The organism is Sulfitobacter sp. GN1-4 (assembly GCF_055693825.1).
On sequence record NZ_JBVFUQ010000003.1, the window covers coordinates 3,347,282 to 3,372,831 of the forward strand.

Below are 25,550 nucleotides of genomic sequence, written 5' to 3' on the forward strand. Positions count from 1 at the left end.
TCATCAGTTGCTTGATCCGCCCTTAATGCAGCAGTCTCAAGACAAGAGCTAACCATCGCACTGGTGTTATATCTAGTGCTTTGAGCGACTGCTCTATGATGGCGCCAGTCATGTCAAAATTGCATTCCAGCGTTGCAATATCTTCGCTTCTACCGACTCTATTTTGGGCCTAAATGCCCCGATAGTTTTCAACTCGAAGCAGGATAGTGCAAAATGTCTGATACGCTCAAAATCGTCAAAGAAGCATCGGTCTTGATCGCACTTACGGTCGCCGTTGTTGCCGTTAACGTCGCGCTCTTGGTCATGTAAGCGAAGACCGACAAAGTTGGTATTCTATACAAGAACGAAGACCAATAGCTGCATTGAAGAGGCTGCTCTTTGAACGCTCAGGGCAGCCTTTCTTGTTCCAGAAAAGCGCGTTTCGATAGCCCAATGGAGTCGCCGCATCAGATGCGACCGACTCATTTCTGAGTATTCAAATTCGCTAGTCTCATTCGATGAAGTTGGTCTGTTGGACCAGAATATGCAGGGGCAGCGCAACTTAGTGCTCCGGCTGCCCCTTCAAAAATGTCCCTTGAAATTCATGCCTTTAATCAACGCCGTGCCTTTGTACGAGCGCAATGGGCAGCAGAAACCGAGATGGTGATCATGTGCGTTGCGAACAAATCCTTGCGCGATCAGCACTTATACCCCTATGCTTAACCATAGGGTAGCCTACGTTCAAGGCCGCTGCCTCAAGAAACATACCAACAGACTGGAGGACCCCATGTCATTCATCTCACGCCTCATTACGGGGACCGCAGCGGCAGCCCTGCTTGCGACCACTGCATCCGCTGACACACGCCTACGCATCGCTGGAACTGTTCCGGCTGAGCACTTTGGAAATGCTGTTCTCGAACAAATGGCACAGGACATTGAAGACGCCGGCGTTGGGCTGGACGTGAAGTATTTCCCTGCAGGCCAGCTGGGCTCGGGCGAAGAACTGCTTGAAAGCGCGATCCGCGGCGAAGTTCAAATGGTGCACGCCACGGTTTACGCTCAGAAAGACCCGCGCCTGGAAATCAACAGCCTGCCCTTCATGGTGACAACCAAAGCAGAACTGGATGCGGTCTACGGCGATCCCGGTTCAGAATACAACAAAATCCTCGAAGAAATCCTGACGTCGTTTGGCATTCAGCCGCTCGGGACGATTGGCGAAGGCCTCATCGGGATGATCGCGACCGAACGTCCTGCCGATCCGACGAATATCGCAAGCCAGGGCATGAATGTACGGGCATGGTCGTCCCAGATCGCGAAGCAGACGATGGAAGAGCTCGGGTACAACGTAACGACCCTTAACTGGGCGGAAGTGTTCCCTGCAGTTCAGGCCGGTACGATTGACGGCGCCATCTGCTGCACACCGGAATGGGCCTATACCACCTTTGCGGCAAGCGGTGTCGGCAACACCTACGTGCCTTATAACGCCTTCATCGAAAGCACGATGATCTACGCCAACAAGCGCTTCTATGACGGCTTGACTGACGAACAGCGTGCAGTGGTCGAAAAAGAAACCGCCGAAGCCGCCGCTGAAATCAGTGCACTCGCTTGGGAGCGAAGCCAGGGCTTCATGGACCAATTGAAGGAAGCCGGCTGGGAAATCGTCGAGTTCACTCAGGAAGAGCGCGACGCAATCAAGGCGCACATCGAAGCAACGGTATGGCCTAACGTCGCCGATGTCGTCGGCCAGGACATTCTTGATCGTTTGACCGCCAACTAGAGTTCCCAGAAGTGGGCCGCATCGTTCGGCCCACTTCAATCAACCTGGAGCGGTTCCAATGATAGAACTTGCCGATCAGTTGCCTCCAAAGATCGGGGTGACCATCAAAAGACTCCTGAAGATCAAATCCTTTTTCCTGATCATCTCGACGTTCGTCCTTGCCCTGACATTCTTCTTGGTTGTTGTGTTTCGCTACGTCCTTGAAAGTGACCTGTTCGCCTATGAAGAGTGGCTGCTGCCGATGTGCTTTTGGCTCTTCTTCCTAGGCAGCGCGGTCGGAACCTACGACGACACACAGATCAAGGCGGACATTCTTGAGGAGTGGTTCAAAAACCCCCGTGCCATTTGGATGAGGCGGGTCATCATTACCGCCATCGAACTAATCGTGTCGATATTCCTTGTCTATTGGGCGGTTCTCATGCTGCAGGACGAGATCGCCTCTTATCCACAGTGGCAGACAACCATCGCTCTGCGCATCCCCTTCTTTGTGCCGCGTCTCGGCATTTTCGTCGGCCTTGTTTTCATGGCGTTCTACAGCGCGCTTCACCTCTACGTGCTTTTGAAACTGGGCGTTGACGCCGTCACACAAAAAACCACCGCAGCCAAGGAGACGGCAGTATGATTATCGCTCTCTCTGTCGTCCTCATCTGCGTTCTGCTCTTTGCCGGAATCTCCGTGCCGCTTGCCTTTGGTGGCGTGTTGATCTTTCTCGCCTATACCGGCGGCCATGATGTGTCCGGGTTCATGCCGACGGGGCATTGGAAACTCAACACCGTCGTCATCCTCGTGATTCCGCTGTTCATTCTCGCCGGTGACATCATGAAGAACGGCAAGATCGCGGCGCCGATCGTGGATCTGGCGGAAATGCTGCTCGGCCGTATCCGTGGCGGCCTGTCTGGTGCCTCCGTTGTGGCGAGCGCAATGTTCGGCGCAATCTCCGGAAGTGGTGCGGCCACGCTAACCTGCATCGGGTCGGTGATGATGCCGCATCTGCGCAAGGCAAAGTATCCAGACGGTTTTTCCGCGGCCCTATTGGTCGCGGCCAGCCCGCTTGGCCTGCTGATCCCGCCAAGTTCAGCCCAGTTGATCTATGCCTGGTTGACGCAGCAATCCGTGTTGAAGTGCTTCCTGGCGACGGTCCTGCCCGGCCTGATCGTCGCGTCTCTGCTTGTCATCATCAACCTGATCATGATGCGCAAGAATGACGACATCATTCTGCCCGAGCATCAGGATCAATTCGTCAAAGCATTCAGTAAGAAGACAATGTTGGCGTTCCCAGCACTGATGATGCCGATCATCATCCTGGGGGGCATCTACGGCGGCATTATGACCCCGACGGAAGCCGCAGGCGTCGCTGTGATCTACGCTATTCCAATCGGTTTCTTTGTCTACAAGGGCTTGACCTGGAAGATCTTCATGGAGACGCTCAAAGAGTCGTCCGTGACCATCGGCGTTGTCATGGTGATGATCTTCATGGTTCTGATCGTCAGCCGTTTCTTGATCTTTGAAGATATCCCCGGGTTGGCTGAGGATCTGATCTTCTCAATCTCTGAGAACCCGATTGTCGTCCTGTTGATGATCAACCTCACGATGATCCTGATCGGTATGATCATGGATGACTTCAGTGGACTAATCCTGAGCGCCACGCTGCTTTTGCCGATTGCCAAAAGCGTCGGCGTCGACCCGATCCATTTTGCCGCGATCCTGGGCGTCAACCTCGGGATGGGCAACATCACTCCTCCGACCGCACCGCTGCTGTTCTTGGGCGCGCGCGTGACGGGTGCGCCGGTGCAGCGCATGCTTGGGCCGACGATGATTTTCATCATCTTCGCGTGGCTCCCGACGCTTGCGCTCACGACCTTCGTGCCCGGCGTAGCGCTGTGGCTGCCAGAACTTCTGCTGGGGTGATGGTCGGATGACACGCCACTATTCCGCGCTGTCGGTCATTCGTGAGGGTCTCAAGGGACATACTGGCTGGGCCCCGCTCTGGCGGAGCCCGGCACCAAAAGAGGCCTACGATATCGTTATCATAGGCGGTGGCGGACACGGGCTGGCAACTGCGTACTACCTGGCAAAAAACCACGGGTTGAATAACGTCGCAGTGATCGAGAAAAGCTGGCTTGGCGGCGGCAACACTGGGCGCAATACGACTGTCATCCGGTCGAACTATTTCTACCCCGAAAGCACGGCGCTTTATGACCTGTCGGTTCGGCTTTACGAGGGGCTGTCCAAAGACATCAACTATAATGTGATGTTCTCGCAGCGCGGCATGATGGTACTTGCGCATTCTGATGCTGAAATGGAAATGTCGGCGCGGACGGTCAATGCCATGCAGCTTGGCGGTGCCGATGCGGAACTGCTGGACGCCAAGGGTGTGCAGAAGAAAGCACCGGTTCTGAATTTTCGTGACGATGCGCGCTATCCGATCCACGGCGCGATTTTTCAACCCCGTGGCGGAACAGGACGTCACGACGCGGTCGCCTGGGGATACGCCCGCGCAGCGGACCGCCACGGGGTCGATATCATCCAGAATTGTGAGGTCACGGGCTTTCTAATTGAGAGCGGCGAATGCAAGGGCGTTGAAACGACGCAAGGCCCGATCAAGGCCGGCCGCGTGGGCGTGGCGACTGCGGGTCATTCGTCGGTTCTGGCCGAAATGGGCGGCTATCGGTTGCCGCTTCATTCCTACGCATTGCAAGCATTTGTGACCGAAGCGATCAAACCCTTCATGGACACTGTCGCCTTCTCTCCCATGACCGGCAGCTACTTTAGCCAGTCGGACAAAGGTGGCCTGGTGATCGGCGGCGGGCTGGATCGCGTCCCCTCCTACGGACAGCGCGGCAACACGCCGACGCAGGAAACGGTTCTGGCGGGCATCATCGACATGGCGCCGGCCTTAGCCAAGGTTAAGCTGCTGCGTCATTGGGCTGGGATCGTAGATGTGAGCCCCGACAGTTCCCCATTGATCGGACCTACGAGCACAGAAGGCATCTACATCAACTGCGGCTGGGGAACGGGCGGTTTCAAAGCTATTCCGGCGGGTGGTTACCTGTTCGCGTACCTGCTTGCGAACGGCAGCCACCACGAAATCAGCCGCCCGTTTGACCCCTTAAGGTTTCAAACGGGGCACCTTGTCGATGAGGCTGCCGGGTCCGGCATTGCGCATTGAGGGTATAATAGGATGCAACAGTTCCCCTGCCCATTCTGCGGACTGCGCGACGAGCGAGAGTTCCATTTTGCCGGTGAAGCCGGAAAAACGCGGCCCGATACGACCAAAGACATCAGCGACGCAGAATGGTCCGCGTATCTGTACGAATGCGCCAATGCCAAGGGCCGTTCCCGGGAAATCTGGGTCCACACGACTTGCCAAGAGTATTTCATCATGACGCGGAACACGGTGTCGATGGAGGTGCTTGGAACCGAGACGCTTCACGAGGAAACAGCATGAACGGTTTACGCCTTTCATCCGGTGGTCTGATTGACCGCGCAAAACCGATTGGGTTTACCTTTGACGGAAAAAGCTATCAGGGTTTTGAGGGCGACACCGCCGCTTCGGCCTTATTGGCGGCTGGCGTCCGCATCTTTGCCCGTAGCTTTAAATATCACCGCCCGCGCGGGGTTTGGGGCGCTTGGTCCGACGATCCAAACGCGATAGTCGATGTTGAGCTTGGTGGAGTGTCCTACCCGAACTGTCAGGCAACAACGACGACACTGTCAGAGGGTATGGCGATCCGGTCGATCAACGCATGGCCATCGGCCGAACGCGACGTGAAGGGTGTGCTCGATCTGGCCCATCGGTTTTTGCCTGCCGGTTTCTACTACAAGATGTTCATGTGGCCCGATTGGCATCTGTTTGAGCCAACCATCAGAAGAATGGCGGGTCTCGGTTCGCTTGGGCAGGAAGTTTCCGACGAATACCAAGCAGCAATCATTCATGAGCACTGTGAGGTGCTCATAATCGGCGGTGGGCCTGCGGGTTTGACGGCCGCGCGCAAAGCGGCGGAAATCGGCAAATCGGTCTTGCTGGTTGATGATCACCCGGACATGGGGGGCAGCCTCTATCGCATGAAATTGCACAATGGCGTGGACGCGTCTGATTGGGTGTCCGACCATGTCAGAGCGATACAGTCCGCAGGCGGTCGCGTTTTGCCGAAAACGACAGCGATTGGCGTTTACGATCATCAAATGCTGTCCTTGGTGACAGACCGCGGGCTTGGTGTCGCGCCCATCCTGCGCAAGGTCCGAGCCGACCGTGTCATTCTGGCGACCGGGGCCATCGACAGGCCTGTGACCTTCGTAAACAACGACCGTCCCGGTATCATGTCCCTGGAGGCAGGGACGGAGTATCTGAGCCGATATAGTGTGCGCGTCGGCGCAAAAATCGCGATTCTTAGCAATCGACCGGATTCGAGTTCTTACATCAAGCAACTCGAAGATGCAGGTGCCACAGTCAACGTCTTGGACGCCACACGTCCTGATATTCGGGCAGTGGGATCCAAAACCCTTCAGGCAATCGTCGTTGGTGCCGATCGTTATGATTGCGACGCCGTTCTGGCTTCAACGGGATTAACGCCACTTATCCACCTTTGGCGGCATGCCGGCGGAAAGCTGGACTGGGACGAGGGTCGCCAGACTTTTGTTCCCGCTAACGGCCCAGAGTGGATGCGGGTGGTTGGTAGCGCAGCAGGTACGTTCGACTTTGACTCCGCTATTAACGAAGCCGCCGCTGCCGCCGTCAACGCCCCTGCACCAAAGCGCTCTGCCTATGCAGTCACGCCACTTAGGCCTGATCTGTCCAGCAAGGGGCGGCAGTGGATCGACTTTCAGCATGACGTTACGCTGAAGGATGTCGCCCTGGCCCATCGCGAAAACATGGTCTCTGTCGAGCATCTTAAGCGATACACGACCCTTGGCATGGCCGGTGATCAGGGAAAAACGTCGAATATCGCGGGTCTGTCAGCGATGGCGGAATTGAAGGGGCAGAGCATTCCCGACGTCGGAACGACGACCTTCCGCCCGCCGTTTGTGCCGGTCCCACTCGAAGCCTATCGCGGCGCAAAACGCGACCGTCAGATACAACCCCTGAAGCGTCTGGCACTTGAGGCGGAACATCGCGCGCTTGATGCAGCCTTGGGTGAATACGGCGGCTGGTTGCGCCCAGCCTGGTACGGCGATGGCGGTGAGGCTGCGGCTGTGGAACGCGAATGCAGAACCGCCCGTAAAGCGGCGGCGATCATGGATGGGTCAGCTCTTGGGACTATCGAAGTCATTGGCCCTGATGCGCGCGCTTTCGTGAACTTTGTCTACTACAACACGATGTCCAATTTGAAGCCGGGCAAGATCCGCTATGGCTTCATGTTGACCGAAAGCGGTTTGGTCTTTGATGATGGCGTCATGGCCTGCATCGACGACACGCGGTTCATCATATCATGTTCATCCTCTCATGCTGATGCCGTGATGGCGCATCTGGAAAATTGGCGACAAGACTCCTTCAATCCCAAGCGGGTGCATGTTCATGATACGACTGCAAATTGGTCGACCGTCACCATTGCCGGACCAAAGGCGTCAGCGATCATCGAAGAACTGGGCGTGCTTGAAGCCATGGATGAGTTTCCACACATGTCTTTCCGGTTTGGGCGTTTCGAAGGGGAAGAGGCCCGCGTGGCGCGGGTCAGCTTTACGGGTGATACGAGCTACGAAATCTCTGTGCGCAACACTGTCGTTGCCAAGCTTTGGTCCAATGCAATTGAGTCTGGAAAGAGACATGGCGCTGGCCCTGTCGGTGCCGAAGCCCTGACCGTTTTGCGGGCGGAGAAAGGCTACATCCTTATGGGCAAGGACACAGATGGGGAAACTATGCCGCATGACCTTGGTTTCGCCGCGCCGCGGATCAAAAAGACGACGGCGTTTGTGGGCGACAGAAGCTTGCACACCGCGAAAGCCAACGAAGAGAACAGGAAGAACCTCGTCGGGCTCAGCGTGCAAGACGGCGAACCGATGCTGCCGATAGGTGCGCATGTCGTGGAGGAGCAAAACGGGACCCGCAGATCTCTGGGCTACGTGACGACAAGTCACGACAGTCCAACACTGAAACGACCCATTGCGTTAGCACTTGTCGAAGGCGGCCGGGCTGCGATGGGCGAAGCTGTCAAAATATGGCACCTTGGTCAGTCCCGCGACGCCACGATCTCGCCCGCATGCGCTTTTGATCCAGAAGGGGAACGGATTGATGCGTGATGATCGTAACAAGTGGCCGATCGCGGTGGGTCAGCAAAGGCCCGATCTCATTCAAAGGCACGCAGCACTTCGCATCGTGCCCGCCCTTCGACAAACGGTCATCAGCGGGGACATCGCGGATTGCCTGGCGATGAGCGGCTGCAAGTTTGCCCTTGGTGGTGGGCCGGACATTGCACTGGGTGAAACCTACTGCCTGCGCCAGAGGCGAGATCGTGTCCTGGTCGTGAATGGACCAGAACTTAGCGACGGGTGGCACTCCGATCAAAACGTTGCCGTCTCCGACATGACGGATGCTTACTCAGTCATCCAGTTCGACGGCGTCAAAGCTGAACAAATCATCGCGACGGGAACCGAATTCGCCGTCAACCGCTCGTCGGCTTCGACATCAATGCTCTGGCATGGCTTTGGAGTTCTCCTTTATCGTTACGGGCGCGACGATCAATTTCGCATGCATGTCCGAAGCCCCCTGCTGGAGTCGGTTTGGGAAATGCTAGAAAGACAAATCGCCGTTCTGAGTGACCTTTGGGACGAGGATGCCACAAGTCGGCTTTCAAAAGAAAGGGATGGCACTAACTGTAACTGTAGAGAAGTAAGTTGATGAAAAAGAAAAGGATGTTCTTTTGACTGGTAGAAAGAGAGCACCGAAGTCGGGGTCGATTTCGGCCCAGGACTGGGTTGATGCATCTCGCGCCGTCCTGATCAAACGCGGGATCTCTGCTGTCAAAGTTGAGCCCTTGGCCAAGAAACTCGGCGTGACGCCTGGCAGTTTCTATTGGCACTTCAAAAACCGTGACGCGCTCTATCGTGCGCTACTGAAGGATTGGCTTGCCACAAACGTGCATCCTTTCATCGAAGCTTTGGAAGATGCGGCCGAGTGTCCGAAAGCCCAATATCTCGCTCTCGCATATGTTTGGGTCCTGAGCCCGCAATTTGATGCACCCCTCGACGTTGCAATCCGGGAATGGGGGAAGACCTCGAAGCTTGCGGCTCGAACAATGAAGTACGTAGATCACAAGCGCATTTCTCTTTACCAGTGGGTTTTTGAAGGGTTTGGTCACGATCCAATGTCGGCCATTGTGCGGGCGCGCACGATGTATTTCCATCAGATCGGCTACTATGCCATGCGCGTGGAGGAAGACCCCGACAAGCGTCTCCTTCAGATTCCGCATTACGCTGAGATCATCGCCGGTGACCCGTGGCTGAAGAAACTGAAGACGCCAGCCGACATCGAAGCGGCTCTCATCAATTATCCCCGACGGGAGAGTGTCGCGGATCGGATTGCGCGGCGCGGTCTGGCAAGCGTAAGCTAAACCTCAGAGATCAGGAAATACGTGGGTTTGTTTCACGACCCCGTAGACAAAACTGGTGTCGATGGAACTGATGCACCCAATTTCGTGGAGCCGCTGCCGCACAAAACGTTCGTAGTCTTCAAGGTCCGAAACCACGACTCGCAAGAAATAGTCGGCTGCCCCCGTCATCACATAGCACTCTAGCACTTCGGGAATGTTCCGAACTTCGGCCTCGAAAAGCTGAACAGTCTCGCCTGTATGTGCATTCAACGTGACGCGCACGAATACCATGATCGGATAGCCATAGGCCTTCGCGTCGGCATTCACCGTATAGCCTTTGATGGTGCCGCTTTGTTCGAGGTTCCGCAATCGGCGCAGACACGGCGATGGTGAAAGGTTCACGTGTTCGGCCAGCTCCAGATTCGTCATGCGCGCGTTTTTCTGAAGCGCACGGATGATCTTGCGATCTGTCGCATCCATTTCGGCGGTTTTTGGCATATTGTGCTAATCCTGACCGTATATGAGGCGAACTTAGCAATCTATTGCCCCACAATCCATCCCATTATAGCGCGAAGCAAAAAGGGTGCGCCATGGATACGAAGGACAAAGGGTTTTCGACACGGGCGATACACCACGGGTATGATGCTGCATCAAACCAAGGCTCGTTAAACCCGCCGGTCTACATGACCTCCACATTCACCTTCGACACTGCCGAAGCCGGTGGTGCGATGTTCGCAGGTGAGCAGCCGGGCCATTTTTACAGCCGGATTTCCAACCCGACCCTTGATCAGCTTGAACAGCGCATTGCCAATCTTGAGGGCGCAGAGGCAGGACTGGCCACTGCATCGGGGATGGGCGCCATCTCTTCCGTGTTTTGGACGCTGGTGGCAGCGGGCGACGAGGTGATCATCGATAAGACGCTCTACGGCTGCACCTTTGCCTTTTTAACGCACGGACTGACCAAGTTCGACATCTCGGTTGTGCCGGTCGATCTGACCAATCCTGAGAACCTCTCCAGTGCGATCTCGGACCGGACCAAGGTTGTGTATTTCGAAACACCCGCCAATCCGAACAACCGTTTGGTGGATATTGCTGCTATTTCGCAAATCGCCCGCAAGAATGGTGCAAAGGTGGTTGTCGACAACACCTACGCGACACCGGTTCTGACGCGCCCGATCGAACATGGTGCAGATGTCGTTCTGCATTCTGCCACCAAGTATCTCGGCGGCCACGGCGATCTGGTCGCCGGTCTGATCGTTGGATCGGCGGAGGTCATGCAGCAGGTTCGTCTGGTGGGGCTTAAAGATATGACCGGCGCTGTGATGTCTCCGTTGACGGCCATGCTGATCTTGCGGGGCCTAAAAACGTTGGAGTTGCGAGTCGAACGTCACTGTCAGACCGCAATGCGCGTGGCCGAAGCTCTGGAGGCACATCCTGCTGTGGAACGCGTGCATTATCCCGGGCTCGCCAGCTTCGCGCAGCGTGATCTGGCACAGCGTCAAATGTCAGACTTCGGCGGCATGATCCCCTTTGAGGTTGTTGGCGGCAAGGCAGGCGGCATCGCGATGATGAACCGGCTGAACCTCGTCCAGCGCGCGGTCAGCCTTGGCGATGCAGAAAGCCTGATCCAGCATCCGGCAAGCATGACGCATTCCACCTACACACCCGACGAACGCGCCGAGCACGGCATCGCCGAAGGGCTCGTGCGTCTTTCAGTCGGGCTTGAGACGGCGGACGACCTGATCGACGACCTGATGACGGCCCTGTCGGGGCACAACGCAATCGCGGCTGAATAAATCCTACGCGCGGAGGAACATATGACTGGCAAAAGACTCTTCGGTGATACCAAGAGCCAGGCTGCAAAACGACAGCCCGGGCGCTGGATCAATGAGTTGGATCGTAGTAGACAGGCGGGTCCGTTCCTGGACGCGCACCCGATGGACGGCATGGGGATGTCGACCAAGGCGGTCCATGCGGGCACCCATGATGACCCCCGCACGGGTGCGGTCGGTACGCCAATCTACCAGACGTCGACCTTCATCCTGCACGAGGAAACCTATGGCTCGATCGAGGAAGGGTTCGGGCGTGACCGTTTCATCTACACCCGTTACGGCAACCCGTCCCAATGGGCAGTGCAAGAGAAGTTGGCGACACTCGAAGGCGCAGAAAGCGCTATCGTCTTCAGCTCGGGCATGGCCGCGATTACCGCAGCGGTGATGGCCATGGTTGACAAGGGCGCGCATGTGGTTGCGGCCAGTGATCTTTATGGCGGGACCTACAACCTCTTTAATCAGGAATTTCCGTCGATGGGCATGTCGGCCACATTGGTGGACAGCTATGATCTGGAGGCCATCGAGGCCGCGATCCAGCCCAACACCCAGATCCTTTATTTTGAGGTGATCACTAACCCGGTCCTGAAGGTCGTCGATATTCCTGCACTCGTCGACATCGCAAAGCGCAACAATTTGCGCCTGATCGTGGACAGCACCTTTGCCCCGCCTCCCGTCATGAAACCGCTGGAGCTTGGCGTCGATCTGGTCGTGCACTCTGCTTCGAAATACCTCAACGGGCATTCGGACCTGATTGCTGGCGTAGTGTGCGGACCGCGCAAGCTGGTCGATATGATCTGGCCGCGACTGTTGAACTATGGCGGATCCCTCGATCCGCATGCTTGTTTCCTGCTGGAACGTGGTCTGAAGACGCTCGACATTCGAATGAAGGCGCATGAGGCCTCCGCCACGGCGCTGGCAGAGTTCCTCGAAACCCATCCCGCCGTGGAAAACGTGCTCTATCCAATGCTGCCCAGCCATCCGGATCACGCCCGCGCCAAAGAGCTGATGAAGATGGGCACCGGCAATGTGACCTTCTTTGTCAAAGGTGGCGACAGGGCTGCCCTTGCGCTCTTGGATCATTTGCGCCTGCCCAAACAGGCGACAAGCCTGGGTGGAATCGAAAGCCTGATCAGTTTGCCTTTCAACTCGTCTCAGGCGACGATGACCAGCCGTCAGCGGGCCGATATCGGCATCCATCCGGGCTGCGTGCGTCTCTCCGTCGGCATTGAAGACCCCGCCGACCTCATCGCCGATTTTGACCAAGCACTGAATGCCATTTCCTCCATGAAAGGGGCCGCATAATGCGCAACTCTATCCCGACCGCCGCCCTCAGCGAATTCGTCAACGAGGTTGCGAACGATCCCGAAGAAGGGCTGATGAGCTATGGTATCGAAATCGACTGGGAAAGCGGGACCCGTGCCCGCACATCGACCAAGCCGATGCTTGTCGGGCCGCACAAGGTCAGCCGGTCCTTCGTCTGGAAAGCGGATGAGCCGCGGCAGTTGATGGGCAACAACCACGGCCCCAACCCACAGGAATTGCTGTTGTCGGGTCTTGGGTCCTGCATGATGGTGGCCTTCGTTGCGGGGGCAACCGCCGAAGGTATCCAGTTGGAATCGGTCAAGATCGACTTTGATGGTACACTCGACTTGCGCGGCTTCATGGGTCTGGCCAGCAACGCGCCAGTAGGCTTTCCCGAAATCCGCTACACAATCCATGTGACGGGCGACGGCACGCCCGAGCAATTCGAAGAACTGCACAAGAAGGCCGTCAAACACAGCCCTAACGCTCAAACGATCCTTAACCCTGTTAGCCTGTCCGGCGACATCGTCGTCAGCCAGATCGAAGACTAACACCTCACCTCCGGGAGCCTCGTCATGACCGTTTCGCGCGCCCATCTGAAGACCGTGGAGCAATTGCTGCTTTGGCATTCGCATTGGATGATCCACCACGCGAACCATATCCGCCCCAAGGTGGACGGGATCAAAATCGGCGGACATCAGGCGTCTTCGGCCTCGATGGTGTCGATCATGACGGCGCTCTATTTCTCGGCTTTGCGCTCGGAGGATCGGGTGGCCGTGAAACCCCATGCTTCGCCCATCTTTCACGCCGCACAATACCTGATGGGCAACCAGACGCGCGAGCGGATGGAGAACTTTCGTGGGTGGGGTGGCGTCCAAAGCTATCCCAGCCGCACGAAGGATGTAGACGATGTGGATTTCTCGACCGGGTCGGTCGGGCTTGGCGTTGCCATCACATCGTTTGCATCGCTCATCCAGGATTACATTACCGCCAAGTCCTGGGGCCAGGACGCGCCGATGGGCCGTATGGTTGCCTTGGTCGGTGATGCGGAGCTTGACGAAGGCAACATCTACGAGGCCCTGCAAGAGGGTTGGAAGAACGACCTGCGTAACACCTGGTGGATCATCGACTACAACCGGCAGTCGCTTGATGGGATCGTGCGCGAGGGCCTCTTCGAGCGCATCGAGAAGATCTTTGATGCTTTTGGTTGGGACGTCGTCCGCATCAAACACGGTGCATTGCAGCGTGCCGCCTTTGAAGAGCCCGGCGGCCACAAGCTGCGCGACTGGATCGATGCCTGCCCCAATCAGGAATATTCAGCGCTCACCTTCATGGGCGGTGCAGTCTGGCGCAAGCGCTTGATGGATGACCTGGGCGACCAGGGCGATGTATCGGCACTGATCGACCGACGCAGCGATGATGAACTTGCGGAGTTGATGGAAAACCTTGGCGGCAACTGTGTATCTACAATGGCCGATACCTTCGACGGCATCGATCACGACCGCCCAACCTGTTTTCTGGCTTACACGATCAAGGGCTGGGGTACGCCGATCGCGGGCCACAAGGACAACCACGGCGGCTTGATGAACAAGACCCAGTTCAAGGACTGGCAGCAGCATATGGGTGTCGCCGAGGGTCAGGAATGGGACCGCCTCGCCGGCGTCAAGGATCCCGCTGCGCTCGAGGCGTTTCTTTCCGATGTCCCCTTCTTTGCCGCTGGTCCGCGCAGGTTTAGCGATGCCAAGGTTCAGGTCCCCGCGATTGATTTCAGCTCCGATAGAGAAATTTCCACACAGGCCGCCTTTGGCAAGATCCTCGATGATCTGTCGAAAGGTGACACTGACTTAGCCGCTCGGATCGTGACCACGTCCCCGGATGTTACGGGGACGACGGGCCTTGCCTCTTGGGTGAACCGTCGCAAGCTTTTCGCGCGGTCAGAACAAAGCGATGCGTTTATCGAGCATCGGATTCCCTCAACTGCGAAATGGGCGTTTGCCCCAGAAGGCCAACATATCGAACTGGGCATCGCCGAGATGAACCTATTCCTGCTTCTCGGTGCCGCCGGTCTGTCGCATTCGCTTTTTGGTAAACGGCTTTTGCCTATCGGGACGGTCTACGATCCCTTCGTGCATCGCGGCCTCGATGCCCTGAACTATGCCTGCTACCAAGACGCACGGTTCATGATCGTGGGCACGCCTTCTGGAGTGACGCTCGCGCCCGAGGGCGGCGCGCACCAATCCATCGGCACGCCGCTCACCGGCATGAGCCAGGATGGCCTGGCGAGTTTCGAGCCCGCCTTTGCCGACGAACTGGCTGTCATCATGGAGTGGGCGTTCGACTATATGCAGCGCGATGGCGAGGGTGACCCGGACGAACGCACCTGGCTGCGTGACGAAACTGGTGGCAGCGTTTATCTGCGTCTGGCAACCAATCCGATTGAACAGCCCGGCAAACGCCACGACGACGCCTTCCGCCAAGGTGCCATCGATGGTGCTTATTGGCTGCGTAAACCGGGACCGAACTGCGATGTCGTGATTGCTTATCAAGGCGCTGTCGCTTCTGAGGCTATCAAGGCCGCCGGCATCATCGGCGAAGGACGGCGCGACATCGGCGTACTCGCCGTAACCTCTGCTGACAGATTGAACGCCGGTTGGACGGCGGCACAGCGGGCCAGGTCACGTGGTAACGCGATAGCTCGTTCGCATATTGAGACACTGTTTTCCGAGCTACCACCACACTGCAAGATCGTCACAGCAATTGATGGGCATCCCGCGACGCTCGCATGGCTCGGTGGCGTCGCAGGTCACCAGACGATCTCGTTGGGGGTCGAGCATTTCGGGCAAACAGGTACGATCAGTGATCTCTACAAACATCATGGAATCGATGCCATTTCGATCGCGGAAAAAGTGCAAGGTCTGACACAGGGCAATGACATTCGCATGCCAGTGCGCGCATGACGGACCAATCTACATTTTCGCAAACCGCAAGAGTTCCCCAAGTTTAAGCGGACCCTTGGTGTCACCGCCGAAAGGTCCGCCATCTTTAGGCCAGTTCCCAAATTGGCCCAGGGAAGAACTTAGCTGAACTGCCTGGCCATGAAGTCCAACAGACCCTCTGGGTGCTGATTGAAGTACTGGTACCCGTCGAAACGCATTCCGGTTCCGAATGCATTTGGATGCTCTGGACCAATCCAGATGACCTCGTTCTCGGTCGTGGCCGCGTCGATGATCTCCTGAATGTCGTTTCGTCCTGTTTGCGTATTGAACGTGTATTGATCCTTTTCCACCTGTGCGAACAGGATGGGAACCGTGACGCTCGGCACTGTTTCCAACGCGTTGGCAAAGCCGAACCCGTATTTCTCGCGTTGCGTATCAAGCACAAGGTCCACAATATCGAGGCCTGTTTTCGCGCGAATAAATCGATCGGTCATGTTGTAGGACAAAGTCGGTTGGTTCGCGACAAGCGCTTTGATCTGTGGGTTTGCAAACAGTTCAGGCGCGTTTTGCCAAGCGAGAAAGGTTGCGTTGGCACCCATGCATTGGGACAAGAAGATGATCTCATCATCTGCGAACTCCGCATGTGCAAGAACGTAGTTTAGCGACGCGACGACGTCCTGCCACTCTGTCACACCTGCGCCCACCGGAGCTTCGGTTCCGCGTGCAGCGCTGCCTAGCCCGCCGTCGCTGTCCCCCTGCCCGCGATGGTCATACATCACCACGTTGTAGCCTGCATCATGCAGATGCTTGACCATCGGCAAGAACTCAGCCGAAACGCCATCCAGTCCGGCCACTGACCCATAGCGGGTCGTGGTGAGCGGATGATTGAGAATGATTGTCTGATCCGATGGCCGTGCCGCCGGAATTTCCCATGCACTTAGCCGCACGTTGTCATCGGTCATAATGTCGACATCGCGATAGCCCATGCCGTAGTCGCCTGGGGTCTTGGGATTGTCCAACCGGGCTGGCGCGACCCGCATCTTGACGATCTGGTTTGCAAGCAGACTGTCCCGCAACCCCATTGGGTTCGTGAACCAAAAAGCTGCGGCCAATACTACAAGCCCGGCAACCGTTCCAATCAGATAGACCAACATCTTTTTCATTTTTCCCTCATATGCGCACTGTATATTTGCAGTGCACATATATTGATCAACTTGTACTCTCGTCAAGAAGAAGTTTACATTGCACATATGGAAGCAGCAAAAGACGCCAAGACATACCACCACGGCAATCTCAGGGACGCGCTGTTATCAGCGGCACGCCGCTTGCTCGAAACAGAAGGCCACAGTGACCTATCCTTACGCAAATGCGCCAAGGCCGTCGGCGTGAGCGCGACCGCGCCGCAAAATCACTTTGCAAACAAAGCCGCTCTCCTGACCGCTCTCGCGGCACAGGGCTACGCGGAATTGGAAACCTATATGCGGGGTAACTTGGATGAGGCGGCTGACCGCGATGGCCGCCGGAAGGCAGCGCTGCTCGGCTATGTTGCTTTCGCGCAGGATCATCCCGCCCTTTATGAGCTGATGTTCGCGCGGGACCGGGTATCGTCAAACGATCCACACCTCATAACGTCGGTTGGAGCATGTTTCGTCATTCTGGCCGATATCGCTCAAGACTTCGGACATTTTTCCGACGACGCCAATCAGAATGAAGCCCGCCAACAAATGTTTGTCTGGAGCCTGGTGCATGGCTATGCACAACTCTTAACAGCAAACCGCTTCAAGAAAGACGAGATGCTTAAGGCTAGCATCTTGGACATTATTCCTGAATTGCAAACTTGAACGCGAACTGGGGCTAGGGCTTCGAACTTCTGCTTCGAAGAGTGCCAGAGATCATCACCGCAAAGCCGCGAACATCCGCCCTCCGCCCGTCCCTCGATTGCTGAATAAACACTCGAGGTCGCCATGGACTGGAACCGGCCGTTCGCTGCAAACAGGTACAAGGCCTGCAAACGGCCCAAACCAGATTTCAATCGTGTAACCTCATTGCTTAGATGCGAAGTCTGCAAAGCGGCCCTGGCACTCGAGGACTTAAGCCGGAGGTTTGTCATGCAAAGCACTGCCTGGGCTTGTTCTCTCAGAACCAGCGCTTGCAGCATGTATTCAAACCACCGGCTAACCTGTTCAAAATGGCAGCGGTCCCACCTTTGTCTTTCGCGCAGGGCGGGCAAACCACTTCAGGAACTGTGACAGGCTGTCGACCTGATCGTCATGCATGCCAGAGGGAAACAGAGTTACTTCTCGCTGGAAGTCTGCGCGCCAAGGCGCTGAAGCTGGAACTGCAATCCTGCCCGCTTCGATCATGTGCGAGACGCCAAGTATACGCGTTGCTTTGTCATCCTTTGGGATAATCCCTTTGACGGAAAGGCGGGTGCTGGATTTGAGATCTTGGATGAGCTGAATGCCAGATCCCGCTTCCTCAATAAGAACGAACTTGGCGTCATGTTTCTGAGCCCGGCGTTCGATCTGCCGACGAAGTGCAGGAAACTCCAGCTTTGCTCTATAAAGGTCAATTAACCACGCAGAACCGCCCCTGACCAACCATGTCGTGCATACAGAGTAGTCATTGCTCTCTTCAGCCTTGGACGCGGCATCCCAGCTTTGTACGATACGATCTTTCGGCGTCTTACGTGGATGGTGATCGTAGGTCTGGAACTAATACCACTTAATGAGCCCCCCACCTAGCGGTGCCGGGCGTTGCTGGTACTGAGCCGCAAACACATAAGAGCCGAGTTCAGCCCGGCGTCGCTCCAACAAATCCCGGGGTAGACGTTCAGGGTGTAAGACGTCCCCTTCCCTTCTTTGCACTCGCCCACGCCGCCCAAGGTCAACCTCAGCTGGCTCCTCGGCAATCGCAGGTAAGTCGAGGTGGAACCATCCTCCTTGTTCTAACAAAGTGCCCGCTAAGTCCGCTTCATGCAGACGTTGTTGAATCAAAACGATTGGTCCTGTCAGGGGTCATTGAGGCGGCTCAGCAAGGTGGATTGGTACCAGTCAAGTACTGCGCTTCGCTTGAGCTGCGATACTGCGTCTTCGGGTTTGTGTGGGTCATCGATGATGATGATATCACCCCCTCTGCCCGTCAGTGCGCCGCCGACGGATGTCGAGAATCTCCCCCGCCCCTGGCCGTCTCAAAATCGGATCGCGCTGAGCAGCTCCTAGCAATACGCTGCATTGGAAAAGCCTCGCGATACCATCGCGCCTCGAGTACCTTCAGACAGTCCAGAGCAAGTTTGTCAGCAAGCGCCTCCGCATATGACACAGCGACAATCCTTTGATGCGGGGTATGACAAAGGAGCCAAGCAGGGAAAGCCACGGTGAGCCAGGTCGCATCCAGGTTACAGGTCCAGCCTATAAAGAGCTAGGCGAGGATTATTTGTTCGAAGAGCGCGGGGCTGTTACCGTTAAGGGCATGGGCGAAGTGGAAATTTGGTGGCTCACCGGCAAAGTGACGACCAGCTAAAATGGCTGTTTATGCTTGGTCAAAAGGAGTTTTCTAGGGTGAGCAGGGTTAGGACTGTCCCAGTTTGTTAAAGATCTGTGTCCCCATCGACCTTGTGGTGTCGTTCCTCTTCTTCTCCAGGCCTAACCTGTCTCTGAGCAGTCGGAGATGTTGAAAGGCAGGCTGAGCGGTACCGTCAACGAGGACTGTGAACGATCCGCTGGCGTGCTTCCGGTATTCGATCAACCCGTCGTTGTAAGTGTCAATAACAGCACCAACATCGAAGGCAGCCGGTCCCGCAATCCGTTGAGGGAAGGTCATGGCTCCACGGGCCAAACGCAAAGTGCTTCGGTAAACAACTGCTTCGGCCAAGAAATCCTCGGCGCTCTTGTCGTAAACAATCTCAACATCTAGCTCGTCAGCTTCTGTACCAATCCAGACAACTATTATTCTATCCACTTTATCGAGAGTGTTGGCGTTCAAAGAGATATGGGTTGAAGTAGTGATTGTTTTGACGGAGACCCTCAGCCCATTGGAGTCGGTCAGGTCATTGCCGTGTTGATTGTTCTTGGCTGATAGTCTCACACCCAAATGATCGGCAACGAAGGCTTCACCAATTACACCAGTGTGAGCTCGAAGCTCCTGCGGCGAAATCCCTGCTTCGATCCCAGCAATGTAGGCAGCTCTACTGGCGGCAATATAAGTTCTGTAGGACATTACCTTTTGTTGAGTGGTAAGGTTATCCAGTCAACCCTTGCCGCAGATCCTGCTTTCAGCGGCTGCCGCTTGCCGCTTCGAAACTACGCAGGTTGGAGTGGAATAGATCGGGCATAACGAACTCGATTCAACAACAGGGCCGGTGGGTCGAAAACGGAGAAAGAAATGAAACGTATCGGTACTCTAATCCTGGCTCTCTGCCTTGCTCTATCGCTCAGCCTGAACGTTGCGACGCTCGCCTTCAGCGCTGTTGCCACGGTGGTCAGCTCTGTCTTCGATGCGGTCACGGGAACACGGTCGGTGATTTCGTCCCTGACTGCGAAGAACGCTGATCTGGATGGTCAGCTAAAGACCTCCAAGGCAAAGGTCGCCTCGCTAACGACCGACCTTGATGCCCGGGATCGCCGGATCACCAAGTTGAAAAACGAAGTTGCACTCAAGGAGAAGACGATCACGACCTTGAAGGATCCCACCGTCCAGTATCGTGGCTCACAGAAACAACTCAGCGAAGCGGTGAGTGACACGGTTGGTCGGCTGTCCCGGAGGACCACAGTGGCCGCCACCAGAAACGTCTCGTCGCTGTTCGCCAGCAGTATTCCCTTCGTGGGCGTTGGTGTCGGAGTGGCGGTCACGGGCTACGAGCTGAAGGACGGCTGCGATAACCTGAAGGACCTGCGGGCGCTGGAGGTGGCGCTGAACCCCAACTTGGACGTGTCCGAGGAGGAGCAGCGGGTCTGCGGGATGAAGCCCCCACCCGGGAAGAGGTCTGGGCCAAGGTGCGGTCAGCGCCGGGAGAGGCCTGGGAGGAGGTGCAGCAATACGTTCCTGAGTTACCTGAGTTCCGGGAGACCCGGAGCACCGGGCTGGAGACCGCCGGAAACGCCGTGGAGTGGGCGGGAGAAGCCGCCGGAGACGCGTTGCGCAAGGGACAGGAGACAGTGGGTGACGGTTGGGGAGCGGCTGTTGATGGAGTTCGGGATCGTTGGGACGGGCTCTGGGAAGACTAGGTGACCTCGGCTGGTTGATCTGGCCGGGGTCGCCCACTTTGCTTTTTTCATCAGGGGTGGCTCGGGCTGTAGTAGCGATCTGTAGAAGCCGTGGCCGCGCAGTCCATAGGTGAGCAACCGGACTCCCGAGACTCCCGAACTGCCCCACTTCTGGAAGCTAGTTGGGGAATTCTAATGAACCCGTGGGGCGACACGGTCTCCTACCATCCCAGCCACTTCTTCCTTACATGATCATTGATGCGCCTGAGTGATGCTCTCGGGCCAGAAATGCCACCCCAAAATGCCCCTGATCGTGCTGTCGGCCATTGCAGTGGTAGGCTTAGACCATACTTGAAATAGGTATGAGTAATGGAAGCGAAGAGACAGGGGGGCAAGAAAAAGGAAGAGGCCCCAACCCGAGAGGCTCTCCGAACCACCTAGCTAAGGCCGGCCTTCATGGTCCTAGGAGACGGCATGACCAAATGAGATAGAGGATCCGTGGCCGTCTAGCCCCCTGGATGTGCATCGGTGGTCGGATTTCTCAGAGGTGGTGGTGGAGGGGTCGGCGCTCTAGCGCCAATCTGTAAGTTGTCTGACGCAAATTTCGGCTGATAGGTCGTCCTGCTGCAATTGATCTAGTGACAGCTGTGGGCCGTGATTGGCGGTGGTCTAGGCATCGCAAGATGGATTGCTGCGCCGCATTCGAGGTCGGTTTGAATCCTATGTTGACGAATGCTGCGCCGGGTTCGAACGTCCGCTACGAGACGATTGGCAACAACAGGCGCATTTCAGACTGAACGATGAAGCGGTGAGCCCCAAGCTCCTGCAAAAGGGAGCACAACGCGATGTCGTCGGAGTCGACATTGACCAATGTCAGCGAGCCGATCGTGGCTGCCGCAGCGAGGAGGTCTTCCAAAGCCGAGGGTTCGCTGGCGGCAATCTGATGCACGAGGCCACCTACGCCGATGATCGCTCCACCTTTTTCATGCAGGAAGGACGTCAGCTGTGAGCCGGAAATGGTTTCCGTGGCGTTTTGCCAAGTAGGCTCCCAGGTCAAATACCGCTGAATGACATTCTCAACGGTGCCAAAATCCGACAGTTCGCATGAGGACCGATCAGGAGATGGATGACTAAACCGATAGCAGTTGAGCTTTCTTGTCACATCGAACCCGAGCTTCCGATAGAGACGTTCAGCGCCTGTGTTCCCCTCGATGACTTCGAGCCAAAAGCTCTCGATTCCGACATTCTCTGCCGTACATATCGCCGCCATGCCCAAACGGGACGCCAATCCCCGGCCTCTATGGCCAATCCGAGTTCCGCTACCGATCAGATACCGTTTAGGGCCACGCGTCGCGACGTTCCAAAACCCGATGACTTCATCATCGTCGACGGCGACAAAAGACGCCTCGGGGTCAAAACCTCTCGCGCTCAGCGCGGCTTTGAACGTGTCTCTGTCTGGTTGCAAAGGGACGATATAGTCAGAAAATGCGGCAAGCATGGCGCGATGCAGAGCATCTAGGTCAAAACCTGATCCGGCAAACGAAGTAATCCGTGCCATTTTTGGTTTCATCCCTCCGTGATGCGTACAAATGCAAAGAACGGGTCTCTGCTCGACTTGCAAGTTGACGAGGTTTCTTTCTTATCGAGTGGACATGACCAGGTTCGACATTCCTGCCAGAGTAGCTCCTAGCAGACTTTGGTGACAATCCAGCAAATGGCGGCAACGGAGCCCAGAGTTCCGAATGCTGCAGAGCTCTCGAATGTCAGGTTTCGGATCCTGAACGTTCGATAAACAACGCAATTTTTTGGAAGGAGGCCACGAATTGTTCTCGGTCCTCCTCATTCAGGGCCAGCAACATGGCCATTGAATTCCGAAAGTCCTGACGCAAAATCGCCTCAACAGCTTCGTTGCCAGCCTCCGAGAGGGAAACCTCGATGGATCGCCCATCACTTTTGCTTGGGGCGGTCTTTAACAAATCTCTTTTCAGAAGAGCTTTGATGGCCGTCGAAACGGTTGTTCTGGGCACGATCAGCGTTTCAGCGATTTCGGACGGCGTTGCTCTACCAGCCGCGCGGAGCAGTTTCAGCAAATTAAAATATAGGGGGTTAAAGGGGAGTTTGCCTTCGGCCGGCGCGCCTTGGCGGTTTGAGACCAGGAAGGCCTTCATCAGGACACCGACGTGACCTGCCAGGTCATCAGCGAGTTCTTCAACTGACATTTTTGAGGTGACCCTCCTTGAATAATACGTAGTCCGTATCAAATAGGACGGAGTACGTATTATGATACCAAGGAGATAAACATGCACAAGATAATTGCAGCAATGTCACTCACCGTTTTGCTCGCAGCCTGTTCAGCCAGCGCACCGCCGACTTCGCCACCCGAATGGAGAGCGCCGCCACCCGTCGCAACAACTGGCTTCCTGACGGCCTATGCCGAGGAGGAGGTCAGCCTAACCGTTCCAGAACTGCGAAAATTCATGGAAGAACAGCCGCTCATTACATTCCTTGAGCCAACGAAGAACATCTCCAATCCGGTTGAGACGGAGATCATCCGTGGAACTTGGCCCGAGCCAAACGCAACACGCCGCCTGAAGCTTGCAGATGGGCATTACATCATCGAGCGGGTGGTCGAGAACCGCGCCGACTTCTTCAAGTACCAACTTTTCATTTTTACCAACGCAACAGGCCGCGGCGTGGAGCAAGTGGTGGGCGAACAGAGATTCATCGCAACTGAAGACGGTGCACAGTTCGAATGGACGTACAATGTGCTACCCAAAAACTTCGTCACACGGCAGATCGTACGCCGGAGCATGCCGGAAATAGAAAGCTACATCACTGGTGGTTTGTCTCGATTTGCGGCTGCGGTCAACGCAAGCGACGGGTGATAGCAAGATGCCATATGAGCATAAAGGGCGGAAACCGGACTTTCGCCCCGGGTGCATGATCTTTTGACCTATGGTCCCAAAGCAGACTTTGTGGTCGACGGATCTTTTTTCTGCTTTCCAGACAGGGGCATTGCTGCCTTTTGTCACAAATGCGGTTCAAAGAACCATTCCAATGCGGCGACTTCGTTCTCTTGCCAGCAAGCGGAGAAGCTAACTTTGACGGTCCATTCCGTCGCGCACTTGCGGCTTTCGAGTGTCGTTGCAACGACAGCCCGGCCATCTGGACGGTCGAAGCGCATCTCGTGGGATACCTCGGTTACCTGTACCGGCTCCTCGGCGGCTTCAAGACGGTGCTTCATGCGTGTTTCGAAAGCAAAAGTGGTTCCTGTCACGTCGTAGTGAACCTCAGTATTTGGCTGATACCAGCCCATTTCTTTTGCCGTAGCGTCCTTTGCATGCCAACGCTTCAAGGGCGGGTTTTCGAGCGTCTGGTGTGACTTTTTAGCGGGCAAATCCGGTGCTGCCGCAAACGGGACAGTCAAAGGTGAAGGAGGGGTCTTAAGGTGGGGGAGGACCAAGTTGCCCGCGTGCAATGCGATTTCGCCTGCCTTTGCCTCACTTAGTACAAGCGGCCACATGGTCTGTGACAGTGCCAGTCGCAGCCGGTGGCCTTTTCGAACGAGATAGGCCGTACTGTGCAGCGCGATATCGACAGCGAAGCCACCAGCCTGGTCAGACCTCACCGGCCTGTCCAGGTGTTTATCGAGAGCTAGGTTCCTTACACCATAGGCAATACGCTGAACTTCTCCGGTTGCTGAGACGTCATTGAGCCGCGCAGCTATGTTGCCCTTGCCGGTACTGGTGTGGCCCTTGAGTGTCAGTGTCGGCGCGCCGTAGATCACCATGTCCTTTTCAACGGGCTCTGTTTCAAAGACCAATGACAAATCGTCATCTTCCTGTTGATCCAAGGGAAGCCCTCCGGTGCGCCCAAAGTAACCGGTGTCGCCAGAAGTCGTGCCGATGACCGGGTTGGACGGCACCTGCCATCCGCCCTGTTCAGGGCCTAGGAGGTGTTCGCCAAACGCAAAGCCGGTTGGCTCTGTCTCTTGCTTGGGTGGGCCGCTTTGAATCCAGTGGCCTTTGCGTTGCGGGAGAGCGTCTTGTGGCTTTTCAAACTCGCGCAGCCAGGCCCGCAGACGGGGCCACTTCGGCTGTTTGGGTTCTTTTGTGCCAAGCCAGTGATCCCACCAGTCGAGCGCCATCTGCTGGAACCCGATGGCAGGCCCCGGGACGCCGTGGTCGGGATAGTGGTGCCCCCAAGGACCAACGACGCCCCAGACAAGATCAGGGCGAGCATTCACCAGTGCCATGACGGAATTCGAATATCGGTCACTCCAACCTCCGACGGAAAGGATGGGCACGCAGAGATCTTGCGCCTCATGAATGACCGAACCGTGCCGCCAAAACGAACCACGCTCGTCTGCCCGGAGCCAGTTTTCGACAGGGCAGCTGAGCATCGCAAGCCGCTGACGCCAGAGCTCCATCCACTCCTCTCCCACATTCGGCGTGGGGGGCGCGCCAAGGATAGAAGGCAAGGTTGCCCCCCATTCAAAGGTGTCGGTCAGCACGCAACCGCCCATATAGTGGATATCGTCTTCGAACCTGTCGTGGGTCGCGCAGACTGCGATGACCGCCTTCAAAGCGGCCGGTGCCTTGACGCTGGCCTGCAAAGACGCAGTACCCCCCAGGATGTGCCAAACATGCCGACCCGCCCGTTGCACCAGGGCTGAGCCGCCAGCCAGTTGATCACCTCTCGGGCATCTGCCAACTCGTTCGGGGCATACATATCGGGCATGTGGCCTTCGCTGTCGCCTGAGCCGCGCATGTCGACGCGGATGGCGGCATAGCCATGGGTGGCCAGAAACGGATGGTTCCGCTCATCGCGGGCGCGCACCATATCGGTCTTGCGATAGGGGATGTATTCCAAAATGGCGGGCACCGGATCTGTCGTCTCGGGTCGCCAGAGACGGGCCGCCAGCCGTGTTCCATCGGACATTTTGATCCAGAGATGGTCTGTCTCGACCACAGAGAATGTGGCGCGCGCCTGCC

22 protein-coding genes and 1 pseudogene are annotated in these 25,550 nt (G+C 56.4%); 16 read left to right on the plus strand and 7 right to left on the minus strand.

Translation table 11 applies throughout. From position 1 onward, the window contains the following. Positions 1 to 766 precede the first annotated feature (766 nt). From dctP to ACZ1HM_RS17095, 8 genes are read left to right on the plus strand one after another with little or no spacing between them, the layout of a single operon-like run. The gene (gene dctP, locus ACZ1HM_RS17060; protein WP_472743844.1) at positions 767 to 1,756 is read left to right on the plus strand and encodes a TRAP transporter substrate-binding protein DctP; all 990 of its coding nucleotides are present in this window, start codon (positions 767 to 769) and stop codon (positions 1,754 to 1,756) included. Positions 1,757 to 1,814: 58 nt separating this feature from the next. Continuing rightward, positions 1,815 to 2,378 carry a TRAP transporter small permease gene (locus ACZ1HM_RS17065; RefSeq protein ID WP_472743845.1) on the plus strand — a complete coding sequence of 188 codons (564 nt, stop codon included), beginning with the start codon at positions 1,815 to 1,817 and terminating at the stop codon, positions 2,376 to 2,378. Then, a complete protein-coding gene (locus ACZ1HM_RS17070; RefSeq protein WP_472743846.1) occupies positions 2,375 to 3,664 on the plus strand; it encodes a TRAP transporter large permease in 1,290 nt (429 codons plus the stop codon). Before ACZ1HM_RS17065 ends, ACZ1HM_RS17070 begins: the two co-directional genes overlap by 4 nt. A gap of 7 nt (positions 3,665 to 3,671) precedes the next feature. Then, entirely contained in the window at positions 3,672 to 4,925 is a 1,254-nt protein-coding gene (locus ACZ1HM_RS17075) for a sarcosine oxidase subunit beta family protein (protein WP_472743847.1), read from the plus strand. Between the two features lie 12 nt (positions 4,926 to 4,937). Continuing rightward, entirely contained in the window at positions 4,938 to 5,204 is a 267-nt protein-coding gene (locus tag ACZ1HM_RS17080) for a sarcosine oxidase subunit delta (RefSeq protein WP_472743848.1), read from the plus strand. Further along, positions 5,201 to 7,993: a 2Fe-2S iron-sulfur cluster-binding protein gene (locus ACZ1HM_RS17085; protein ID WP_472743849.1), complete on the plus strand. Its 2,793-nt coding sequence runs from the start codon at positions 5,201 to 5,203 to the stop codon at positions 7,991 to 7,993. The genes ACZ1HM_RS17080 and ACZ1HM_RS17085 overlap by 4 nt, the downstream gene beginning before the upstream one ends. Then, a complete protein-coding gene (locus tag ACZ1HM_RS17090; RefSeq protein ID WP_472743850.1) occupies positions 7,986 to 8,591 on the plus strand; it encodes a hypothetical protein in 606 nt (201 codons plus the stop codon). Before ACZ1HM_RS17085 ends, ACZ1HM_RS17090 begins: the two co-directional genes overlap by 8 nt. A gap of 22 nt (positions 8,592 to 8,613) precedes the next feature. Next, positions 8,614 to 9,303 carry a TetR/AcrR family transcriptional regulator gene (locus ACZ1HM_RS17095; RefSeq protein WP_472743851.1) on the plus strand — a complete coding sequence of 230 codons (690 nt, stop codon included), beginning with the start codon at positions 8,614 to 8,616 and terminating at the stop codon, positions 9,301 to 9,303. A 3-nt stretch (positions 9,304 to 9,306) separates the two neighbouring features. On the opposite strand, the gene ACZ1HM_RS17100 is transcribed toward ACZ1HM_RS17095, so the two are convergent. Further along, positions 9,307 to 9,780: an Lrp/AsnC family transcriptional regulator gene (locus ACZ1HM_RS17100; protein WP_472743852.1), complete on the minus strand. Its 474-nt coding sequence runs from the start codon at positions 9,778 to 9,780 to the stop codon at positions 9,307 to 9,309. A gap of 92 nt (positions 9,781 to 9,872) precedes the next feature. On the opposite strand from ACZ1HM_RS17100, the gene ACZ1HM_RS17105 reads away from it, so the two are divergent. Genes ACZ1HM_RS17105 through ACZ1HM_RS17120 form a run of 4 tightly spaced genes read left to right on the plus strand, consistent with a single transcriptional unit; the run spans position 9,873 to position 15,373 of the window. Further along, a complete protein-coding gene (locus ACZ1HM_RS17105; protein ID WP_472743853.1) occupies positions 9,873 to 11,078 on the plus strand; it encodes a methionine gamma-lyase in 1,206 nt (401 codons plus the stop codon). 21 nt (positions 11,079 to 11,099) lie between these two features. Next, positions 11,100 to 12,416 (plus strand): trans-sulfuration enzyme family protein, encoded by a 1,317-nt coding sequence (locus ACZ1HM_RS17110; RefSeq protein ID WP_472743854.1) that lies wholly within the window; start codon positions 11,100 to 11,102, stop codon positions 12,414 to 12,416. Beyond that, entirely contained in the window at positions 12,416 to 12,967 is a 552-nt protein-coding gene (locus ACZ1HM_RS17115) for an OsmC family protein (RefSeq protein WP_472743855.1), read from the plus strand. The genes ACZ1HM_RS17110 and ACZ1HM_RS17115 overlap by 1 nt, the downstream gene beginning before the upstream one ends. Before the next feature lie 24 nt (positions 12,968 to 12,991). Continuing rightward, complete coding sequence (locus ACZ1HM_RS17120; RefSeq protein WP_472743856.1) at positions 12,992 to 15,373, plus strand: transketolase; 2,382 nt, start codon at positions 12,992 to 12,994, stop codon at positions 15,371 to 15,373. 119 nt (positions 15,374 to 15,492) lie between these two features. Here ACZ1HM_RS17120 and ACZ1HM_RS17125 read toward each other — a convergent pair whose 3' ends face one another. Beyond that, positions 15,493 to 16,515 (minus strand): alpha/beta hydrolase, encoded by a 1,023-nt coding sequence (locus tag ACZ1HM_RS17125; RefSeq protein ID WP_472743857.1) that lies wholly within the window; start codon positions 16,513 to 16,515, stop codon positions 15,493 to 15,495. A gap of 42 nt (positions 16,516 to 16,557) precedes the next feature. Between ACZ1HM_RS17125 and ACZ1HM_RS17130 the strand changes: the two genes are divergently transcribed. Continuing rightward, positions 16,558 to 17,193 carry a TetR/AcrR family transcriptional regulator gene (locus tag ACZ1HM_RS17130; protein WP_472743858.1) on the plus strand — a complete coding sequence of 212 codons (636 nt, stop codon included), beginning with the start codon at positions 16,558 to 16,560 and terminating at the stop codon, positions 17,191 to 17,193. Between the two features lie 342 nt (positions 17,194 to 17,535). On the opposite strand, the gene terL is transcribed toward ACZ1HM_RS17130, so the two are convergent. Continuing rightward, positions 17,536 to 18,021, minus strand: a complete 486-nt coding sequence (gene terL / locus ACZ1HM_RS17135) for a phage terminase large subunit (RefSeq protein WP_472744650.1) — start codon at positions 18,019 to 18,021, stop codon at positions 17,536 to 17,538. A 676-nt stretch (positions 18,022 to 18,697) separates the two neighbouring features. Here terL and ACZ1HM_RS17140 point away from each other — a divergent pair. Further along, positions 18,698 to 18,874 (plus strand): adenylate/guanylate cyclase domain-containing protein, encoded by a 177-nt coding sequence (locus ACZ1HM_RS17140; RefSeq protein WP_472743859.1) that lies wholly within the window; start codon positions 18,698 to 18,700, stop codon positions 18,872 to 18,874. 48 nt (positions 18,875 to 18,922) lie between these two features. Here ACZ1HM_RS17140 and ACZ1HM_RS17145 read toward each other — a convergent pair whose 3' ends face one another. Beyond that, positions 18,923 to 19,570 carry a hypothetical protein gene (locus ACZ1HM_RS17145; protein ID WP_472743860.1) on the minus strand — a complete coding sequence of 216 codons (648 nt, stop codon included), beginning with the start codon at positions 19,568 to 19,570 and terminating at the stop codon, positions 18,923 to 18,925. A 165-nt stretch (positions 19,571 to 19,735) separates the two neighbouring features. Between ACZ1HM_RS17145 and ACZ1HM_RS17150 the strand changes: the two genes are divergently transcribed. Continuing rightward, positions 19,736 to 20,581: a hypothetical protein gene (locus tag ACZ1HM_RS17150; RefSeq protein ID WP_472743861.1), complete on the plus strand. Its 846-nt coding sequence runs from the start codon at positions 19,736 to 19,738 to the stop codon at positions 20,579 to 20,581. A gap of 732 nt (positions 20,582 to 21,313) precedes the next feature. On the opposite strand, the gene ACZ1HM_RS17155 is transcribed toward ACZ1HM_RS17150, so the two are convergent. Together ACZ1HM_RS17155 and ACZ1HM_RS17160 are read right to left on the minus strand one after the other, a co-directional pair. After that, complete coding sequence (locus ACZ1HM_RS17155) at positions 21,314 to 22,114, minus strand: GNAT family N-acetyltransferase (RefSeq protein WP_472743862.1); 801 nt, start codon at positions 22,112 to 22,114, stop codon at positions 21,314 to 21,316. A 205-nt stretch (positions 22,115 to 22,319) separates the two neighbouring features. Then, the gene (locus ACZ1HM_RS17160) at positions 22,320 to 22,775 is read right to left on the minus strand and encodes a MarR family winged helix-turn-helix transcriptional regulator (RefSeq protein WP_472743863.1); all 456 of its coding nucleotides are present in this window, start codon (positions 22,773 to 22,775) and stop codon (positions 22,320 to 22,322) included. Positions 22,776 to 22,856: 81 nt separating this feature from the next. Here ACZ1HM_RS17160 and ACZ1HM_RS17165 point away from each other — a divergent pair, with 81 nt between their 5' ends. Next, a complete protein-coding gene (locus ACZ1HM_RS17165; protein WP_472743864.1) occupies positions 22,857 to 23,441 on the plus strand; it encodes a hypothetical protein in 585 nt (194 codons plus the stop codon). Between the two features lie 143 nt (positions 23,442 to 23,584). Here the strand turns inward: ACZ1HM_RS17165 and ACZ1HM_RS17170 are convergent. Continuing rightward, positions 23,585 to 25,536: pseudogene (locus ACZ1HM_RS17170) on the minus strand (CocE/NonD family hydrolase); the annotation flags it as partial. Positions 25,537 to 25,550 lie beyond the last annotated feature (14 nt).